Genomic DNA, 19,545 nt, shown 5'->3' with positions numbered 1-19,545 from the left:
CCAACGACCCCAGCCTCCGCTCCTTCATCGAGATCGATCCTTCCTCCGACTTCCCGATCCAGAATCTGCCCTATGGCGTGTTCTCGACCGCGGCGAATCCGACGCCGCGCGTCGGTGTCGCGATCGGTGATTATGTGCTCGATCTCTGGGAGCTCGAGCAGGATTCCCGGCTCGATGTCGGTCCGCTCGGGGTGTTCTCCGGGCCCTCGCTCAATCCTTTCATGGCGCTTGGACCAAAGGTCTGGGCCAAGACGCGGGCGCGGATCAGCGAGCTCCTGCGGGCCGATCACCCGGAGCTGCGCGACAATGAGGAGCTGCGCAAGCAGGCGTTGGTGCCGATGCGCGATGCAAGACTGCATCTGCCGTTCGCGGTCTCCGGCTATACCGATTTCTATTCGTCGAAGGAGCACGCCACCAATGTCGGCGTGATGTTTCGCGGCAAGGACAATGCGTTGCAGCCGAACTGGCTGCATATGCCGATCGCTTACAACGGTCGCGCCTCCACCGTCGTCGTGTCAGGCACCAAGGTGAAGCGCCCGCGCGGGCAGCTGAAGCCGCCGAATGTCGAGGTGCCGAGCTTCGGCCCCTGCAAGCGGCTCGATTTCGAGCTGGAGATGGGCGTCGTGATCGGGCAGCCGTCGCCGATGGGCGGCATGCTGAGCGAGCAACAGGCCGAGGAGATGATCTTCGGTTTCGTGCTGCTCAACGACTGGAGCGCGCGCGACATCCAGCAATGGGAATATGTGCCGCTCGGCCCGTTCCTCGCAAAAGCCTTCGCGACCTCGATCAGCCCGTGGGTGGTGACGCGCGAGGCGCTGGAGCCGTTCCGCCTGAACGGACCGGAGCAGCAGCCGGTGCCCCTCGACTATCTCAGGCAGGGCAAGCCGCAGAATTACGATGTCGAGCTCGACGTCTCCTTGCGCGCCACCGGCGCCAACGCGTCCGCCAGCATCAGCCGCACCAATTTCAAATACATGTACTGGTCCTCGGTGCAGCAGCTGATGCACCATGCCTCCAGCGGCTGCGCGATGAATGTCGGCGATCTCCTGGGGAGCGGTACCATCTCCGGTCCGGCGAAGAACCAGCGCGGCAGCTTGCTCGAGATCAGCTGGAACGGCACCGAGCCGGTTGAATTGCCCGGCGGCGCCAAGCGCTCCTTCCTGGAGGACGGCGACAGTCTCGTCATGCGCGGTTGGTGCCAGGGCAATGGCTATCGCGTGGGGTTCGGCGAGGTCGAGGGGACGATTTTGGCGGCGGAGTGATTGCCGCACGCTCGGTCTCGTAGGGTGGGCAAAGCGACTTGTCCGCCATAGCTCGAAGAGCGACGGCGGAAGCGCGCCCACCATCGCTCGGCGTATCGAAAGATCGTGGGCACGGCGCAAGAGCGCCTTTGCCCACCCTACGGCATCAACGGTGTGGAAAGACCTAGCGCCTCTCCGGCGGCACGTCCCGTATCCGCGCGCAATGCGCCGCGACGTCCTCCACGCTGTATTTCAGATGCACCCGCTTGTCCGACGCCGCCTGTTTGCTCGTGCAGACGCCCGGCCGCCATTCCTGCGTCGGCCTGATCGGGCGCGGCGCGAAACCGCCGCCACAGTTCGGGCAGACGTTGGAGAGTTTCGTCTCGACGCAATCCGCACAGAACGTGCATTCGTAGGAGCAGATCCGCGCATCAATTGCATCGGGCGGCAGGTCGCGGTCGCAATATTCGCAGTTCGGTCGAAGCTGGAGGGCCATGGCTGAATCTCCGGATTGGCTGGGATCATCGCAGATCGCGCGGGAAGCGCGAATGACGTAGTTCCCTCGATTTCAGCCGGCCTTGATCTCCTTGAGTGGCAATCGCGAGCTTTCCTTCAGCCTGTCGAGCACGATGGAAGAGCGGACATGCGCCACGCTCTGATGCGGCATCAAGACGTCGTTGACGAGGTTGGAGAGACCCTTGAGATCGCGCAGCACCGCCTTCAGCACGTAGTCGGCGTCACCGGTGAGCGAATAGGCCTCCTGGATCTCGTCGATGCGGCCAACCAATGCGCGAAACCGCTTCGAATTATCCGGCGAGTGGGTCGCGAGCGTCACCTGGATGAAGGCGATCACGCCGAAGCCGAGCGCCTCGCTGGAGAGATCGGCATGATAGCCCGCGATCACCTTCTCCTCCTCCAGCCGCATCCGCCGGCGCGAGCATTGCGAGGCCGAAAGTCCCGCGAGGTCGGCGAGCTCCTGGTTGGTGAGGCGGCCGTCGTCCTGGAGCGCGCTGAGGATCTTGAGGTCGAAGGCGTCAACTGGAATCATGCGTCGTTTGTCCATTTCATGCACGGATCGTGCATATCATAGTCAAAACGCGTCCCGTTTGCACGCTCCTTGCGCGTCCTATGAAGGATAGTTCCTTCCAGCAACCTTTCGGGAGAACACCATGGGACCGTTTCCGCACGATGCACCGCCGGCCACTGTCAGTGCCGACAATCCGATGGGCACCGACGGGTTCGAATTCGTTGAATATGCGCATCCCAATCCGGAAGAGCTGCACGCGCTGTTCAAGCTGATGGGCTATGCGCCCGTCGCGCGCCACAAGACCAAGACAATCACAGTCTACCGCCAGGGCGACATCAACTATCTCGTCAACGAGGAGCCCGGCAGCCACGGTTACGAGTTCGTTGCCACGCACGGGCCCTGCGCCCCCTCGATGGCGTTCCGCGTCGTCGATGCGAAGGCGGCCTATGACCGCGCGATTTCGCTCGGTGCGGAGCCTGCCGATGTGTCATCGGCGCAGAAGACGCTCGACGTGCCCGCGATCAAGGGCATCGGCGGCAGTCTGCTCTATCTCGTCGATCGCTACGGCGCCAAGGGCTCGGCCTATGATGCCGAGTTCGAATGGCTCGGCGCGCGCGATCCGCGGCCTGCCGGCGCCGGCCTGTTCTATCTCGACCATCTCACCCACAACGTCCATCGCGGCCGCATGGATGTCTGGGCCGGCTTCTACGAGAAGCTGTTCAACTTCCGCCAGATCCGCTTCTTCGACATCGAGGGCCGCGCCTCCGGCCTGTTCTCGCGGGCGTTGACCAGCCCGGACGGCAAGATCCGGATTCCGATCAACGAGGATGCCGGCGATTCCGGCCAGATCGAAGAATATCTGAAGACCTATCGCGGCGAGGGCATCCAGCACATCGCCTGCGGCTGCCGCGACATCTACCGCACCATCGAAGACCTGCGCGACGCCGGCCTGCCCTTCATGCCGTCGCCGCCCGAGACCTATTTCGAGCGGATCGACGCGCGCCTGCCCAAGCATGGCGAGGACCTCGCGCGTCTCCGGAAGAACGGCATCCTGATCGACGGCGAAGGCGTGGTGGAGGGCGGCCAGACCAAGGTGCTGCTCCAGATCTTCTCGGCCAACGCGATCGGCCCGATCTTCTTCGAGTTCATCCAGCGCAAGGGCGACGACGGGTTCGGCGAGGGCAACTTCAAGGCCCTGTTCGAATCGATCGAGGAGGATCAGATCCGGCGCGGGGTGTTGAAGGTGGATGCGGCGTAAGCACCTGCGTTAGACGCGGGGTGCACCCTCAATGTCGGTGTCGTCCCCGCCGCAATCGCGCACGGGGGCGGGGACCCATAACCACAGGGAGTAGTTGCGGCGCGAGCAGATAACTCCGAGTCTTCGCCAAACCGCTTCCTGTGGTTATGGGTCCCGGATCTGCACTCGCTACGCTCGCTTGTCCGGGACGACGGGGGAATTTGAGGCGGCAGCGGAGAGTCTACCTCTTCCACGCCTGCATCACCGCCCCGATCTCCGCCGCCTCCGGCTCACGCACAGCCGACGGCGTCCGCGAGAACCGCGGCGCCGGCGCGGGCTGCTTCACGCCGTGGCGCTCGACGAACACGTTGCGGGCGACCATGTGCGGATGCTGGGTTGCTTCCGACATTGTCAGCACCGGCGCGAAGCAGATATCGGTGCCTTCCATGATCTTGCACCAGTCCTCGCGCGTCTTGCTCTTGAACACGGCCTTCAGCTTCTCCTTCAGCGCCGGCCAGGCCTTGGGATTCATCTGGGCGTCGAAGTCGGCATCTAGCAGACCCGCATGCTCGCGCAGCAGCGCGTAGAACTGCGGCTCGATCGAGCCGATCGAGACGAAATGGCCGCAGGCGCATTCATAGACGCCGTAGAAGTGCGCGCCGCCGTCGAGGAAGTTCTGGTTGCGCCCCTCGGTCCAGCGTCCCAGCGTCGTCATGTCGAAGAAGAACGACATCAGCGAGGCCGCCCCGTCGCACATCGCGGCGTCCACCACCTGGCCCTTGCCGGACCGCGAGGCCTCCAGCAGCGCTGCGAGCACGCCGACGACGAGATAGAGCGCGCCGCCGCCGAAATCGCCGACCAGATTGAGCGGCGGCACCGGTGCTTCCTTCGTGCCGATGGCGGCGAGCGCGCCGGTGATGGAGATGTAATTGATGTCGTGGCCCGCGGCATTGGCGAGCGGGCCTTCCTGGCCCCAGCCGGTCATGCGGCCATAGACCAGCTTGGGATTGCGTGCGAGCACGACGTCCGGCCCGAGCCCGAGCCGCTCCATCACGCCGGGACGAAAGCCCTCGACCAGCGCATCGGCGCTGGCAAGCAGGTCGAGCACCTCTGCGATCGCCGCCTTGTCCTTCAGGTCGAGCTCGATCACCTTGCGGCCGCGCCCCGCCACCGACTTCATGCTCTTCTTCGCGCCGATCCGGTCGAGGGTGACGACGTCGGCACCCATGTCGGCCAGCATCATGCAGGCGAACGGGCCGGGGCCGATGCCGGCGAATTCGACGATGCGGAAGCCCGAAAGCGGGCCGGAGGCGCGGACGGTCGAGGTGGGCGCTGATTTATCGAGCACGTTGTTGTTTCCTCGGGTCGCGGGCGGATGCCGATGGTTCGGCAATCGCCGCTGACATTCTTCTTTGGAGCGAGTTAATCGGCTGATTAACTTTTCTCGCCTTCATGCCAGCGAGGCAAGCGCTTTTGATGCCGCACCGCCAAAATAAAACGGCGCGCACCGAAGTGCGCGCCGCGGAAAATTTGTGTCGAGGCGCTATCAGCGCGCCGCGGCCACCGCGCGCTGCGCCATTACCTTGATGAGGTTGGCGCGGTACTCGGCAGTGCCGTGGATGTCGGCCAGCAATCCGTTCGCCGAAATCGTCACGCCGTCGATCGCCGCCGGCGACCAGTTCGCCTTCAGTGCGGCTTCAATCGCAGGAACCCGCATCACACCGGATTGCGAGGCACCAGTCGCGGCGACGCGGACCTCGCCCGATTTGGTCTGCGCGACGAACACGCCGGTCAGCGCAAAGCGCGAGGCCGGATGCCGCATCTTCTCGTAGCCTGCTTTCGCCGGAACCGGGAACGACACGGCGGTGATGATCTCGCCGTCTTCGAGCGCCGTGGTGAACAGGCCTTGGAAGAAGTCCTCGGCCGAGATCGTCCGCTTGTTGGTCTTCACGGTGGCGCCGAGTGCGAGCAGTGCGGCGGGAAAATCCGCCGCAGGATCGTTGTTGGCGATCGAGCCGCCGATCGTGCCGCGGTAACGCACGGCGGGATCGCCGAGCACCGAGGTGAGATAGGCGATCGCGGGAATCGCCTTCTTCACATCGGCATTGGTCATGATGTCGTAATAGATCGTGGCGGCTTTGATAATCAGCGTGTCGCCCGACAATTCGACGCCCTGCAGCTCCTTGATCTTGCCGAGGTCGATGACGTCGGATGGGCTGGCGAGGCGCTGCTTCATGACTGGAAGCAGCGTCTGGCCGCCGGCAAGGAACTTTGACTCGCTGCCCTTGGCGAACAGGCTGGCGGCCTCGTCGACCGAGGAAGCGCGATGATAGGTGGTCTGGTACATCTTCGTTCCTCCTCTTAAGCCGCGTGGATCGTGCGCCACACCCGGTCAGGGGTTGCGGGCATTTCCAGATTGTTCTTGCCTATCGCATCCGTGATCGCGTTGATCACGGCCGCAGAGGCGCCGATCGCGCCGGCCTCACCGCAACCCTTGATGCCCAGGGGATTGCCCGGGCACAGGGTCGTGGTGTGGGAGAGATTGAAGGAGGGCACATCGTCGGCCCGCGGCATGGCGTAGTCCATGAACGAGGCCGTGACCGGCTGGCCGTTGGCATCGTAGATCGCGTGCTCGAGCAGCGCCTGCCCGATGCCTTGAACAAGGCCGCCATGGACCTGGCCCTCGACGATCATCGGGTTGATCAGCCGCCCGAAATCGTCGGCCGCGACGAAGTCGACGAAGGAGGTCTTGCCGGTGCCGGGATCGACCTCGAGCTCGCAGATATAGGTGCCGGCCGGGAAGGTGAAGTTGGTCGGATCGTAGAAGGCGCTTTCCTTCAGACCCGGCTCCATCCCGTCAGGCAGATTGTGCGCGGTATAGGCTGCAAGGGCGACCATCGGCAGGGCAATCGCCTTATCGGTGCCGGTCACCTTGAACTCGCCGTTCTCGATGACGATGTCGGCCTCGGAAGCTTCCAGCGCATGCGCCGCAATCTTCTTGGCCTTGGATTCCATCTTCTCCATCGCCTTCAGGATCGCGGTGAGGCCGACGGCCGCCGAGCGCGAGCCGTAGGTGCCCATGCCGAACTGCACCTTGTCGGTGTCGCCATGGACGATCGAGACCTGGCTGATGGGAACGCCGAGGCGCTCCGCGACGAGCTGGCAGAACGTGGTCTCGTGACCCTGGCCGTGGCTGTGCGATCCCGTGAGGATCTCGATGGTGCCGACCGGGTTGACGCGCACCTCGGCCGATTCCCACAGGCCGACGCCGGCGCCCAGGCTACCGACCGCCTTCGACGGCGCGATGCCGCAGGCCTCGATGTAGCAGGAGACGCCGATGCCGCGCAGCTTGCCGTCGGCTTTCGCCTTGGCCTTGCGGGCGGGGAAGCCGGCATAGTCGATCGCCTTCATGGCGGCGTCGAGAGAGGCGTTAAAGTCCCCGGTGTCGTAGGCCATGATGACAGGCGTCTGATGCGGGAACTGGGTGATGAAGTTGGTCCGGCGCAGCTGGGCCGGATCGACCTTCAACTGCCGCGCCGCCGTTTCCATCAGCCGCTCGATCAGATAGCTCGCCTCGGGGCGGCCCGCGCCGCGATAGGCGTCGACCGGCGTGGTGTTGGTGTAGACCCCGACTACCTCGGCATGGATCGCCGGGATGTTGTACTGGCCCGACAGCAGCGTCGCGTAGAGATAGGTCGGCACCGAGGACGAGAACAGCGACATGTAGGCGCCGAAATTGGCGTAGGTCTTCACCTTGAGGCCGGTGATCTTGTTGTTGGCGTCGAACGCCATCTCGGCATGGGTCACATGGTCACGGCCATGCGCGTCGGTGAGGAAGGCCTCGGTGCGGTCGCCGGTCCATTTCACGGGACGGCCGATCTTCTTGGAGGCCCACAGCGCCACCATCTCTTCGGGATAGATGAAGATCTTGGAGCCGAAGCCGCCGCCGACGTCGGGCGCGATCACGCGCAGCTTGTGCTCGGGGGCGATGTTGTAGAACGCCGAGAGCACGAGGCGGGCGACATGCGGGTTCTGCGAGGTCATATAGAGCGTGAAATGCTCTTCCGCCGCGTCGTAATCGGCAATCGCCGCGCGCGGCTCCATCGCGTTCGGCGCGAGGCGGTTGTTGGTGACGTCGAGCTTGACCACATTGGCGGCCTTGGCGAAGGCTGCATCGGTGGCGCCCTCGTCGCCGATCACCCAGTCATAGACCTGGTTGCCGGGAGCCTCGGGATGAAGCTGCGGCGCGCCGGCCTTGATGGCGGCTTGCATGTCGGCGACGGCCGGGAGTTCTTCATAATTCACGACGACGGCCTCGGCCGCGTCGCGCGCCAGATTCTTGCTGTCCGCGATCACGACCGCGACGGCCTGACCGACGAAGCGCACCGTCTCCGGCGCCATCGCCGGCCAAGCGCCCATCTTCATCGGGCTGCCGTCCTTGGAGGTGATGGCCCAGCCGCAGATGAGGTTGCCGACCTTGTCGTCGACGATTTGTTGGCCCGTGAGCACCGCGACCACGCCCGGCATCTTCAGCGCGGCGGAGGAATCGATCCCCTTCACCTTCGCGTGTGCGTGCGGGCTGCGGATGAAATGGGCATGGGTCATGCCCAGCAATTTGATGTCGTCCACGTACCGGCCCTTGCCGGTAATGAAACGCTTGTCTTCCTTGCGAACGACTCGCGCGCCGATGCCTTCAACACCCATGTCTGGTCCTCCCGACCGGAAATTTTATGGCTGCGCCTTCCTTCGAGAGCGGCAGCGGTGATTTTGTTCGTTCGAGGCGTGCCGCTCTACTCGGCCGCCTGCGAGACCTTCATGCGTCCGGCTGCATCCAGCACGGCTTTGACGATGTTGTGGTAACCGGTGCAGCGGCAGATATTGCCTTCGAGCTCGGTGCGGACGGTCGCCTCGTCGAGCTGACCACCATGGCGGTGCACGATGTCGATCGCCGACATGATCATGCCCGGCGTGCAATAGCCGCATTGCAGGCCGTGATTGTCGCGGAAGGCGGCCTGCATCGGGTGCAGCTCGTCGCCCTTGGCGATGCCTTCGATGGTGGTGATGCTGGCGCCGTCGGCCTGGCCCGCCAGCATGGTGCAGGATTTCACCGCGCGACCGTCCATGTGCACGACACAGGCGCCGCACTGGCTGGTGTCGCAGCCGACATGGGTCCCCGTGAGATTGAGGTGATCGCGCAGCAGTTGGACCAGCAGCGTGCGGTCCTCGACGTCGACAGCAACGGCCTTGCCGTTCACTGTCAGTTTGACTGTAGACACGGTGTCGTCCTCCCAGAATGTTTGTAGTTATTCCAATTAGAAACAGCGCGATGAAACTTTGCAACTGGGATTTTGGGGCGCCGGGCGTCACGAAACGGTCGTCGAGGCGCCGCGATCAGACAGCAGCGATCCGTGCCGCAGCCAGTGCATGGCGCGACCTGTCCGAAACCTGCGGGCAGATGGTCTCTCGTCTTCCGCGGCGTCCTCCTCTGCCATCGCGCGAAGGCTGCTCGCCCGCGGATGTCGGTCCAGCGCCGCCGATTGTCTCTCCCTTGGGACCTCTGTCGTCGTTCCGCAAATAGGAGCACGGCCGAGCAACTTTGTAATCGCGATCTTGGTAGTAGGATTTTGCGCGATAAGCCATTGATATTATTGAAGCGTTGATCGATTCATGAGGGGCCGGGCCGGCTCGGCGGGGCTGCCGAGAGGCGGACTGCCCAAGTCCGCCTCTACTCCCTGGCGATCAGTGGATGCGAAGAGCCAACCGAACTCTCGAAATGGCTTCGCGAACCGAGTGCCACCGTCGTGCTGAAGGCCTGCCGGTCACAGCGGGCGACAACCACACGGCGACATTGACGGATATCGTAACGCCCAGCGGTCATCCGCCGCGGTTGAACCGCCGTCGTGATTTGCGGTCGTGGCTGACGCCGACTTTCGACGGAACGCGCGGATGGCTACACGATGTTGCCGCAATCCGATCGCCGGTTTCGAGCTGCCAACGAGCGACAAGAAGCGAGTGCCGACAACGAGATGAGTGGTCAAGCCTGACAGTGATTTGCACTACTACCTTCCGCCTATACTAAGCGCGAAAAGGCGATGCTGTAATTTCCGTGATGGTTCGCAGGTGAACTGCGTATCGAAATGCGCAAAGCGCATCGGCGCCCAACGTGGCGCGCAAAGCAACATCACGGAGGGAATAAATGACCTTTGGAACGAGGGGCTTCTTGGCCGGCATTTCGATGATCGCGATGCTGGGCACGGGCACGGTTGGCGTTCGCGCCAACGATTCACTGCTCAAAGCGCAATCCGATTCCAATCAATGGGCGGTCGCGGGCCACGACTACGCCAACACGCGATTCAGCCCGCTCAACCAGATCAACGCCGAGAACGCCGGCAAGCTGTCGCTTGCCTATTCGTTCTCGCTTGCATCGCTGCGCTCGAACGAATCCTCGCCGATCGTCATCGGCAACACGTTGTACGTCTCGACCTCATGGGGGCCGAAATACGTCTATGCGCTCGACGCTGCGACCGGCGCGCGCAAGTGGACCTACGAGCCGGAGATTCCAGACGACGTGCTGCAATACGCCTGCTGCGACGTGAACAATCGCGGCGTCTCCTATGCCGACGGCAAGATCTTCGTCGGCCGGCTCGACGGCAAGCTGACCGCGCTCGACGCGGCGACGGGCAAGGCGCTGTGGACGGCGAAGGTGGTCGATTACAAGCAGGGCTCGGTCATCACTTCACCGCCACTGGTCGTGCGCGACAAGGTCATCACCGGCTTCGGCGGTGGTGAGTACGGCGTGCGCGGCGCGCTTCAGGCCTTCGACATCAACACCGGCAAGCTCGCTTGGCAGACCTATACCGTTCCCACGCCGGAGGAGCCCGGCGGCGATACCTGGAAGGGCGATTCCGCGCAGCATGGCGGCGGCGCGGCATGGCTGGTCGGCTCTTACGATCCCAAGACCGATACCGTGTATTGGGGCACCAGCAATCCCGGGCCGTGGAACACTGCCGTGCGCTCGACCGGCAACGGCGATTTCGGCAAGCTGACCAACCTCTACACGGCCTCGACGCTCGCGCTCGACCCCAACACCGGCAAGATCAAGTGGCATATCCAGACCACACCCGCCGACGCCTGGGACTATGACGGCGTGAACGAGGCCGTGCTCGCCGACCTCAACATCGGCGGCAGCAACGTTCCGGCGCTGATGAAGGCCGATCGCAACGGGTTCTTCTTCGTCGCCAACCGCGAGACCGGCAAGGTTCTTTCGGCGGAGAAGTATGTCTTCTCGAACTGGGCGCAGAAATTCGATCTCGCCACCATGCGCGCGGTCGAGGATCCCGACAAGCGTCCGGGCCCCGGTCATCCCGCCAAGGACATCTGCCCCAATTTGATCGGCGGCAAGAACTGGCAGCCGATGTCGTTCAACCCGCAGACCGGCCTCGTCTACATTCCCTCCAACAATGTCTGCATGGATTGGTCGGTCAGTGACGTCGCCTACAAGCGCGGCGTGTTCTATCTCGGCGCCGAATTCCCGACCAAGGAAGGCCCCGGCGGCTTCCTCGGCGAACTCGTGGCCTGGGATCCCGTCAACCAGAAGAAAGTCTGGTCTATCAAGGAAGACCTGCCTTTCAATGGCGGTACGCTGACCACTGGCGGGGGCCTGGTGTTCGCCGGCAACATCCATGGCGATTTCCGCGCCATCGATGCGAAATCCGGCAAAATGCTCTGGAGCAAGAATCTCGGCTCCGGCATCGGTGCGGGTCCTGTGACCTACATGGTCGACGGCAAGCAATACGTCGCCATCGTCGTCGGCCGTACGGCAGCGCTGCCCGCGTTCCTGGGCGAGGTTGGCAAGAAGATGACGGCTGCAGCTCCCGAGGGCGGCTCGCTCTTCGTGTTCTCCGTCCAGTGACCACTGGCGCGTGTATCCCGAGGTGACGGGATACACGCGCTCTTTTCCCAAAGTGTGATCGCGTCGTTGCGGCCGAGGCCAGGCCTTGTCGCAACGTCACGCCAACGATGCCCAACCACGGGAGGTGAAGATGCGCCCAATTCGTTCTGGCCTTGGCCACAGCAGACGTCGCGCCATCGCAGCTTTACTTGCATGCATTGCCGGCTCCGCGCTCATCGTGCCGGCCGCCATAGGCCGAGCGGACGAAGTGCAGCCGTTCCGGCTCTGTGCCGATCCGACCAATCTTCCGTTCTCGAGCAACAGCCCCTCGCAACCCGGCTTCTATGTCGAGATCGGGCAGGCGTTGGCGCGGGCACTCGGCCGGCCGATCGCCTACGATTGGTACAAGTCGTATTTCGGCAAGCGCACCGTCCGCGTCACTCTGCTCGGCAAGCAGTGCGACGCCATGATCGGCCTGCCGCGCTCCGAGGATTTCATGGGGCCAGCCGTCATTTTCTCGAGCACGGTTGCGCGTGAAGGTTACGCCCTCGTGACCGCAAAGGACCGGACGATCTCGGGGGTCGACGATCTCCGGGGCAAGCGGGTCGCCGTGCAGTTCGCCAGCACACCGCAAAACCTCCTGGCGACGCGTGACGACATCCAGAAGGTGACGGTGCTGTCGCCAGAGGAAGGCATGCAGGTACTCGATCGGGGCAAGGCCGACGTCGCCTTTATCTGGGGGCCCGTGGCCGGCTGGCTGAACAAGTCCGTCTACCAGGATCGCTATCGCGTTCAGCTCACCGAAGGCGAAGGTTTGTCGTGGGACGCGGCGATCGGCTTCGCGAAGGCCTCGACAGAGCTGCGCGACCAGATCGATGCGGTTTTGCCGGACCTCGAGCGGACCATCGCCGACCTCAAGGTGAAGTATGGCCTGCCGACCGGTCAGCCTCTCCGCCTCAGCGCCGTGCAGACGCCGGCGGGAACCACGACCGGCGCCGGCACCGGCGTGGCGCAAGTGGCCAACGTCGTCGCGACCGAGACCAGGGGCGACGCGCTGGCATCAAATGCCGAAGCTGTCGGTCAGGGCAAGGAGATCTTCAACGGCACCTGTGCGCATTGCCATGGTCCCGACGCGATCCAGAGCGAGCGGAAGATCGATCTGAGGCTGCTGCGTCACCGCTACGGCGACGAGATGCGAGAGAAATTCTTGACCACGGTTCATGAGGGGCGTCCAGCCAAGGGCATGCCGTCCTGGAAAGAGGTCTTCACCGACGGCCAGTTCGACAGCATCTACGCCTTTCTGTTGACGGTTCAGACCGAATCGAACGACTGAATGGTCTTGACCGGACGGCATCGCGGAGATGTTCTAGGGGCCGTTTCGCATCCATCGGCACCAACGTCCGATGGATGCGCCCGCGCGATGGACCCCGGGGAAGGTGCCATGACCAGCTTCCTGATCATCGATGATCATCCGCTGTTTCGCGAGGCGCTCGGCAATGCCGTGCGGTTGGCGCTGCCGGAGGCCCGCATTCTGGAGGCGATGTCGATCGAGGACGCCTTGCGGGTTCTTTCGGTCGAGCGGGGGATCGACCTTGCGCTGCTCGATCTCTCGCTTCCCGACGCAACCGGTTTCTCCGGTTTTCTCAGGCTGCGCGAGACCTATCCGCGCCTGCCCGTCGCCATCGTCTCGAGCGAGGAGGATCAGCATGTGGTCCGCGAGGCGCTGGCGCTGGGTGCTGCCGGCTATCTGCCAAAATCCACGTCCAAGCGCGAGCTCGCGCAATCGATCGAAGGCGTCCTCGGCGGATCGGTGTCGGTGCCGAAGGATTTCGTGGCGCAGCCGCAGCGGAAGCGCGCCGACAGCAGCAAGGCACTGAGGGTCAAGCTTCGCGAACTGACGCCGCAGCAGCTTCGGGTGCTCGATCTGCTTCGCCGCGGCTATCCGAACCGGCAGATCGCGCAGGAGCTTCAACTCGCCGAATCGACCGTGAAGGCGCACATCACCGAGATCCTGCGCAAGCTCGGACTGTTCAGCCGCAACAAGGCGATCGTCGAGATCGGCAAGGTCGATTTGCCGGATCCGCGGCAGCGGCCCCATGCGAGGATCGATCGCGGGAGGCCGCAATGAGCTGCTGGCCCGACTTGATCTGGATCAAGCAGGATTGCTCCGGCAACGGCATGCTCGCCGCTCTGATCGCTGACTTCGGTGACGAGCTGGGAACGGCCCAAATCTGATGCGGTTTCTGATTGTCGAGGATCATCCGCTGTTTCGCGAGGCGCTCGAGGGGGCGCTGCAAATGGCGACGCCGGATGCCGATATGCTTCAGGCCGCCTCGATCGACGGTGCGCTCGAGCTGTTGGCGTCGAGACCCGATGTCGACCTCATTCTTCTCGACCTGTCGATACCCGGGACGACCGGACTGTCCGGTATCATCCGCATCCGCAAGGCGTTTCCGCGCATTCCCGTCGTCATCGTGTCGGGGCACCAGGACGCGCAGATCATCTCGGGCGCATTGTCGCTCGGCGTATCCGGCTACATCCTGAAATCCTCGTCCAAGCAGGAGCTGGCGCATTCGATCAGCGAAGTCGTCCGCGGCGCGGTATGTCTGCCGGCCGCTTTTCGCGCGCTGGCCCGCCCGCAGCGTTCGCCGATCGCGGCCCAGGAACTCCTGAAGCGCCTTCACGATCTGACGCCGCAGCAATTGCGCGTTCTTGAAATGCTCAAGCGCGGCCTGCAGAACAAGCAGATCGCCTTCGAGCTGAAGATCTCCGAGACCACCGTGAAGGTTCACGTCTCGGATATCCTGCGCAAGCTGAACGTGCTGAGCCGCACCAAGGCGATCGTCGAAATGTCGAAGATCGATTTCGCGACGCTGGCGGGCTCGGGAGCGGCCGCGAAGCGCGACCGCGCCCGGACCGATCCGCAAGCATGATGCAGCCCTCTTTCGCCGTCGATGCGGCGCGAGGGGATGAACTAGCTCAGCAGGAACGACAACAGTGCGCGCATTTCCGCCGGCCTGATCGGCTTCTTCAGCACTTCCAGCCCATAGCGGCTGGCTTCCGCCGCAGCCTTTTCGGAATAATCCGCGGTGATGATCATCGCCGGCACGTCCGAGTTCAACTGGCGCCGGATTCCCTCGACGGCCGACAATCCGCTTTCGCCGTGATCGAGATGGAGATCGGCGATGATGGCGTCCGGCGTGCCGCCTAGCTCACTCAAACGCTGGGCGGCGTCCGCGGCGGATCTTGTGGTCGCGACATCGCAGCCCCATCCTTCCAGCAAGGCGGCCAGCGCCTCCGCGCCCGAGGCGTCGTTCTCGATGAGCAGGATCTTGGCCCCTCCCAGAGCGCCATAGTGCAGATCGGCGGGCTTCATTTCCTGGAGATCGTCGCTGACATCAGCGCGATCGGCCTGCTCCAGGTCGAGTACGAAGGTCGATCCCCGGCCGAGATGCGAGGACAGCCGCACCTCGTGCCCGAGCGCCGTCGCGAAGCGGCGCACGATCGAAAGACCGAGACCGAAGCCGGCCTGGTCGGTCGCGCTCGCGTCGCCGCGCTGGAACTCCCGGAAGATCGCCTCCTGCTGCGCCTGCGCAATTCCGGGTCCGGTATCGGAGATCTGGATTGCGATGCGATCGCCACGACGTCTGCATCCCATGATGACGCCGCCGCTGCGAGTATAGCGGATCGCGTTCGCAAGCAGGTTTTGCAGGATCCTCCGGAGCATCATCGGGTCGGACAGGACCGCGAGCGGCGAGGTGCGGACGCGCAGGGACAGTCCCTGCCTCCAGGCGATAGGCTCGAACTCGTCGCGGAGCTGGTCGAGCAGCGGCCCAAGCGCAGTCGGCCGCACGTCGGGCCGGAGCGCGCCCGCATCGAGCTTCGCGATCTCCAGAAGCGAGCGCAGCAGGTCTTCCAGCGTGACCAGGGACCGGTCGACCTGGTCGATGAGCAGGCCCGCTTCCTGCGACTCCATCATCTCAGTGAGTGCCGACAGGGTCAGGCGCGCCGCGTTCAGCGGCTGGAGGAGATCGTGGGTGACCGAGATCAGCACGGACGATTTCAGCGAGCTTGCAGCTTCCGCCTGCTGCTTGGCGCGGTACAGGCCTTCATTGGCCCGTTCGACCGAACGCAGAGCATCCCGCAACTGATGCGTCCGGTCGCGAATCTGATGGTCGAGCGCAATTGCGGTTTCGAACAGCGAGAACGCATTGAGCTGCTGATCCATCGACCGCTCGACGCGGGACATCAGCGCCGCGTTGATCTTCTTCAGCTTGACGGACTCCCGCCGAAGCTGCTCGATCGTTTCGGCATCCTGCCAGGTCTCTGCCACGTCGGCTCCGTTACGTCGGCCGCCTGCCGATGGCGACGCCGGTGAAGGTCTGGTTCACGTGCATCGAGCCGAACTGTTCGCCGTAGGTATGGAATCCGACGACGCGGTTCTGCCGGTACAGCTCGGACATTTCGCGGGAAAGCTGATGCTGCTCGGCATCCAGCCGGCGTAGCAGGCATTCGAAGCCAATATAGAGAGAGACGTCACCGATCTGGTCACGGGTCTCCGCAAAGGCGTCGCGAGTGGCTCCGACCAGGCTGCACGAAGTTGCCGTCGTCAGAACCATGCCCTCATCGATCGCGCAGAAGAAGCGCAGCGAGCCGTCGGGATCGACGCGCTGGATCGACCGCGCATAATAGGAGCCGCCGACCCGGACCAGCACCGGATGAGATGCGAAAGAGAACGGGTCGAGCTTGGCGTCGATGATTCCGACTGCACGGGAATATTCCACGGCGGCAGGCTCCGCGTTCAATTCCTTGACGACGCGCTGCTCGATATCGGCCTCGGTGACCACCAACTTCTGTGCGGTCGGCTCGAAATTGTCGCATTTGAACACGCGGAACGGCAGCGACGTGTTGAGGAGAATGAGGAGAGCCGCGTCGGTGTGGGCCTTGCCGTCGAAGAACACCCAGGTCCTTTCGAAGCGCAGGCCGTCGCCGGCCGACCCGCCGACGATCGGGATATTGTCGAGCGAGGCATAGAGGGCGGACATCACAGCTTCTTCGCGGCGGCACATGCCGTCGATCAGCACCAGGCCGAACGGGTTGCGGCCGCCGACCTCCGAGGTCGTCCGCAACAGCTCGTGGCGAAGCTCGCTGCCGATCCGGCGGCCGTCCTCGACGTGGAAATTGGCGAGATTCAGGATCGGCCGGACCACGGCGTTGAAGTCGGCCTGGCTGAACGTCATCGCGACAACGCTGTTCTCGTCCCAGCCGTCCGGCGCCAGCTCGCCTGCCGTCGTGCAACCGCAGACCGGCGTGTCCGCAAAGTGTGTCGTGATCTCGGCGATGAACCGATGAGGATCGTAGCGGGGGGAGAGGAAGACCAGGACCAGGGCCAGCTCGTCCGACGGAAGCTGGGCGACCAGCTCGGCAACGGCCTCGTCGACGGTCGGAGCTTTCGATTTCGCGACCGCAACGCCGGACGAACCGCCAAACCGAAGATCGGCCTGCCCCACTTCGTTTCTCTCCTCAAGGACCGGCTTGGTCTGTCGCCAAGATCTGTCGCCAAGTGCCGAAAACAGTAGGGCTTTTTCAATCTAGCCGCAACAAGTCGCGCGGTGTCCGGTCCGGACTGGAAGTTGCCGGTCTGGCTCGCGCAGCCCGGGATTGCGGGCCGGAGGAGTTTACCGCCCCTTGACGATTCTGCCTTAGTTTTGCGCATGCGGTCGGGGAGGCGGGGCGCCTTCGGATCGCGGCTGTTTGGAATAAATAATGGGGGTGGGAATGTCCGGGCGTATCGCGTCGCCGTCAAAGCGCACAATATTTCCCACCCTGAGGTTCCGCGCCAAGATCATCCTGGGTTTCGCGGTCGTGCTGGCGATCTCCGCCGGCAGCATGGCCTTCTCCTATTTCGGCTTCGAGCGAGTCTCGGCCGGGGTCGGGTCCTACCGCAGCAGCGTGTCGGAGGCGGACCTCGCCCGCAACATCGACCGCGAGCTGCTCGGCTACCGTTCGGCCGTCAGATATTTCGTTGTGACCGGCAAGGAAGATGACGCCAAGGCGGCGCTCGAGGCCGAGGCCAGCCTGAAGAATGCCATCGACCAGGCCGTCAAGAGCGCCAAGACTCCGGCGCGGAAGGAGAGTCTCGACAAGCTCGCCAAGGAGTTCGCGAATTTCTCCGCAACCTTCGGCAAGGTTCTGCAGGCCAAGCGTGACAGCACGTTGCTGGTGCAGAACCAGTTGCAGCGCCAAGCCAATCTCCTGAAGTACAAGCTCGACGACGTCGGCAACAACGCGTCCGATTCCGAGGCGCAGGCGATCGAGTTCGGCACCAAGCAGGTCAACGCTCAGTTCCAAACCGCCAGTGCTGCAGCCACCAATTTCGTGCTGACGTCCGATCAGGCAATCGCGACCAGCGCGCTGGCGCGGCTGAAGTTCGTCGAGAACTCGCTCGGCGCGGTCTATTCCATGGACGACAAGATCGTCGCCGGCCTGAAGGAGGCCAAGACCATCCTCGGCGCCTATCGCGAGGCGCTGGAGAAACTGATCGCCAACGCCAAGTTGGTCGACGGGCTCGTCACCGAGATGGGCGGTTCGGCCGGTGCGATCCTGCAAGGCGCGACCGCCATGAAGGCGGACCTCGTCGCCGAACAGCAGCGGTTGGACACGGAGTCGGAAGCGACCATCGGGCAGACCGAGCAACTGGTTCTGATGCTCGCCATCGGCGGTACGCTGCTTGGTGCGTTCCTCGCCTTCCTGCTCGGCACCGGCATCTCGCGTCCGATGATCGCGATGTGCAAGGCGATGCGTGAGCTCGCCTCGGGCAATTTCGGCGTGGTGCTGCCGGGTCTCGGCCGCAAGGATGAGATCGGCGAGATGGCCGGTGCGGTCGAGGAGTTCAAGGTTCAAGCCGTGGCAAAAGCCGAGCGCGACGCCGCTGCCAGCGAAGCCCAGAACAGGGAGGCGAGCGCTGCCCGCCGCTCCGAGCTGATCCGCTTCGCCGATGATTTCGAAAGCGCGGTCGGCGCCATCGTCTCCAACGTTTCGGCCTCGGCCGTGCAGCTGGAATCGGCGGCCTCCACGCTGACCCGCACTGCCGAGACCACCCAGAGCCTGTCGAGCCAGGTCGCCGGCGTCTCCGAGCAGGCGTCCTCCAACATGCAGTCGGTCGCCACCGCGACGGAAGAGCTCTCCGCCTCCGTCGAGGAGATCGGCCGTCAGGTTCGCGACTCCAGCCGGATTGCAGAGGCCGCGGTCGTGCAGGCCAAGGAAACCGACGGTCGCATCGGCAAGCTGTCGCATGCCGCCCAGCAGATCGGTGAAGTTGTGAAGCTGATCACCGCGATTGCCGAGCAGACCAACCTTCTGGCGCTCAATGCCACCATCGAGGCGGCGCGCGCCGGTGAAGCCGGCCGCGGCTTTGCCGTGGTTGCCAGCGAAGTGAAGTCACTGGCGAGCCAGACCGCGAAGGCGACGGACGAGATTTCCTCGCACATCATGGGCATGCAGGGCGCCACCGCCGAATCGGTTGCCGCGATCAAGGAGATCGGCGCGACCATCGGCCAGATCTCGTCGATCTCGACCTCGATCGCGAGCGCGGTCGAGCAGCAGGGCGCCGCGACGCAGGAGATCGCGCGCAGCGTCCAGACCGTCGCGCAGGGCACCCAGACCGCGGCCACCGACATCGGCGAGGTCAACCGCGGCGCCGCCGAGACCGGCTCGGCTTCCGAGGAGGTGCTGCATTCGGCCAAGACGCTGTCATCCGAAAGCACCCGCCTGCGCGCCGAGCTCGATCGCTTCATGGGGAATATCAGGGCGGCGTAAGTTGCTTGGCTTCGTTGCGAGTCAGACGCTCAGCTATCACCCCACTCTCCGCTGTTGTCCCCGCGAAAGCGGGGACCCATAGCCACGGGGAGTGGTTATGGAGCGAGCAGGTAACTCCGAGTCTTCGCCAAATCACTCCCTGTGGCTATGGGCGGAGATTGGCGCCGGCACTCAATTTATGACGGCATTTGTAACGGCGCGAGAAAGCGCGCCTTAACGAATCCCCGCGTCACCTAACCGCGAGTTGCGGCGCCACAAATTTACCACAGCTTATCCTTTGCCGATTACCGTGCGGGCGAGTCAGGAAGCGGGCTGCTTCCGGGCTGCGCCT

15 protein-coding genes are annotated in these 19,545 nt (G+C 63.9%); 7 read left to right on the top strand and 8 right to left on the bottom strand.

Features of this window, described 5'->3' with window-relative positions:
- Positions 1–1,262: fumarylacetoacetase (gene fahA / locus CV770_RS25355; protein WP_201760031.1), on the top strand; the 1,262-nt coding region annotated here is incomplete at its 5' end.
- A gap of 163 nt (positions 1,263–1,425) precedes the next feature.
- Here fahA and CV770_RS25350 read toward each other — a convergent pair.
- Both CV770_RS25350 and CV770_RS25345 read right to left on the bottom strand, forming a co-directional pair.
- On the bottom strand, positions 1,426–1,737 hold the full coding sequence (locus CV770_RS25350) for a DUF1272 domain-containing protein (RefSeq protein ID WP_104464296.1): 312 nt from the start codon (positions 1,735–1,737) through the stop codon (positions 1,426–1,428).
- Positions 1,738–1,809: 72 nt separating this feature from the next.
- Positions 1,810–2,289 (bottom strand): Lrp/AsnC family transcriptional regulator, encoded by a 480-nt coding sequence (locus tag CV770_RS25345; protein ID WP_201760030.1) that lies wholly within the window; start codon positions 2,287–2,289, stop codon positions 1,810–1,812.
- 121 nt (positions 2,290–2,410) lie between these two features.
- Between CV770_RS25345 and hppD the strand changes: the two genes are divergently transcribed.
- A complete protein-coding gene (gene hppD / locus CV770_RS25340) occupies positions 2,411–3,526 on the top strand; it encodes a 4-hydroxyphenylpyruvate dioxygenase (protein ID WP_104464294.1) in 1,116 nt (371 codons plus the stop codon).
- A 220-nt stretch (positions 3,527–3,746) separates the two neighbouring features.
- On the opposite strand, the gene CV770_RS25335 is transcribed toward hppD, so the two are convergent.
- The 4 genes from CV770_RS25335 to CV770_RS25320 form a co-directional block, all read right to left on the bottom strand.
- On the bottom strand, positions 3,747–4,853 hold the full coding sequence (locus CV770_RS25335) for a CaiB/BaiF CoA transferase family protein (RefSeq protein WP_104464300.1): 1,107 nt from the start codon (positions 4,851–4,853) through the stop codon (positions 3,747–3,749).
- A gap of 198 nt (positions 4,854–5,051) precedes the next feature.
- The gene (locus tag CV770_RS25330; RefSeq protein WP_104464293.1) at positions 5,052–5,852 is read right to left on the bottom strand and encodes an FAD binding domain-containing protein; all 801 of its coding nucleotides are present in this window, start codon (positions 5,850–5,852) and stop codon (positions 5,052–5,054) included.
- Between the two features lie 14 nt (positions 5,853–5,866).
- Positions 5,867–8,209: a xanthine dehydrogenase family protein molybdopterin-binding subunit gene (locus tag CV770_RS25325; protein ID WP_104464292.1), complete on the bottom strand. Its 2,343-nt coding sequence runs from the start codon at positions 8,207–8,209 to the stop codon at positions 5,867–5,869.
- 86 nt (positions 8,210–8,295) lie between these two features.
- Positions 8,296–8,781 (bottom strand): (2Fe-2S)-binding protein, encoded by a 486-nt coding sequence (locus CV770_RS25320; protein WP_018321562.1) that lies wholly within the window; start codon positions 8,779–8,781, stop codon positions 8,296–8,298.
- Between the two features lie 920 nt (positions 8,782–9,701).
- On the opposite strand from CV770_RS25320, the gene CV770_RS25315 reads away from it, so the two are divergent.
- The 4 genes from CV770_RS25315 (at position 9,702) to CV770_RS25300 (ending at position 14,329) form a co-directional block, all read left to right on the top strand.
- A complete protein-coding gene (locus CV770_RS25315) occupies positions 9,702–11,417 on the top strand; it encodes a PQQ-dependent methanol/ethanol family dehydrogenase (RefSeq protein ID WP_091966452.1) in 1,716 nt (571 codons plus the stop codon).
- 130 nt (positions 11,418–11,547) lie between these two features.
- On the top strand, positions 11,548–12,729 hold the full coding sequence (locus CV770_RS25310) for a c-type cytochrome (protein WP_245453859.1): 1,182 nt from the start codon (positions 11,548–11,550) through the stop codon (positions 12,727–12,729).
- A 108-nt stretch (positions 12,730–12,837) separates the two neighbouring features.
- The gene (locus tag CV770_RS25305) at positions 12,838–13,524 is read left to right on the top strand and encodes a response regulator (RefSeq protein ID WP_091966513.1); all 687 of its coding nucleotides are present in this window, start codon (positions 12,838–12,840) and stop codon (positions 13,522–13,524) included.
- A 106-nt stretch (positions 13,525–13,630) separates the two neighbouring features.
- Positions 13,631–14,329 (top strand): response regulator, encoded by a 699-nt coding sequence (locus tag CV770_RS25300; protein WP_201760029.1) that lies wholly within the window; start codon positions 13,631–13,633, stop codon positions 14,327–14,329.
- A gap of 41 nt (positions 14,330–14,370) precedes the next feature.
- Here the strand turns inward: CV770_RS25300 and CV770_RS25295 are convergent, their stop codons facing one another.
- Positions 14,371–15,729 (bottom strand): hybrid sensor histidine kinase/response regulator, encoded by a 1,359-nt coding sequence (locus CV770_RS25295; RefSeq protein WP_091966448.1) that lies wholly within the window; start codon positions 15,727–15,729, stop codon positions 14,371–14,373.
- 10 nt (positions 15,730–15,739) lie between these two features.
- Positions 15,740–16,906, bottom strand: coding sequence for an FIST N-terminal domain-containing protein (locus CV770_RS25290; RefSeq protein ID WP_104464290.1), 1,167 nt, complete (start codon positions 16,904–16,906; stop codon positions 15,740–15,742).
- A gap of 268 nt (positions 16,907–17,174) precedes the next feature.
- Between CV770_RS25290 and CV770_RS25285 the strand changes: the two genes are divergently transcribed.
- Complete coding sequence (locus CV770_RS25285) at positions 17,175–19,214, top strand: methyl-accepting chemotaxis protein (RefSeq protein WP_104464289.1); 2,040 nt, start codon at positions 17,175–17,177, stop codon at positions 19,212–19,214.
- Positions 19,215–19,545: the final 331 nt, after the last annotated feature.

This window comes from Bradyrhizobium sp. AC87j1, assembly GCF_002936975.1.
Lineage (GTDB): Bacteria > Pseudomonadota > Alphaproteobacteria > Rhizobiales > Xanthobacteraceae > Bradyrhizobium > Bradyrhizobium shewense.
The sequence above is the reverse complement of the archived record's forward strand: the minus strand, read 5'-3'. Positions and strand labels throughout refer to the sequence as shown.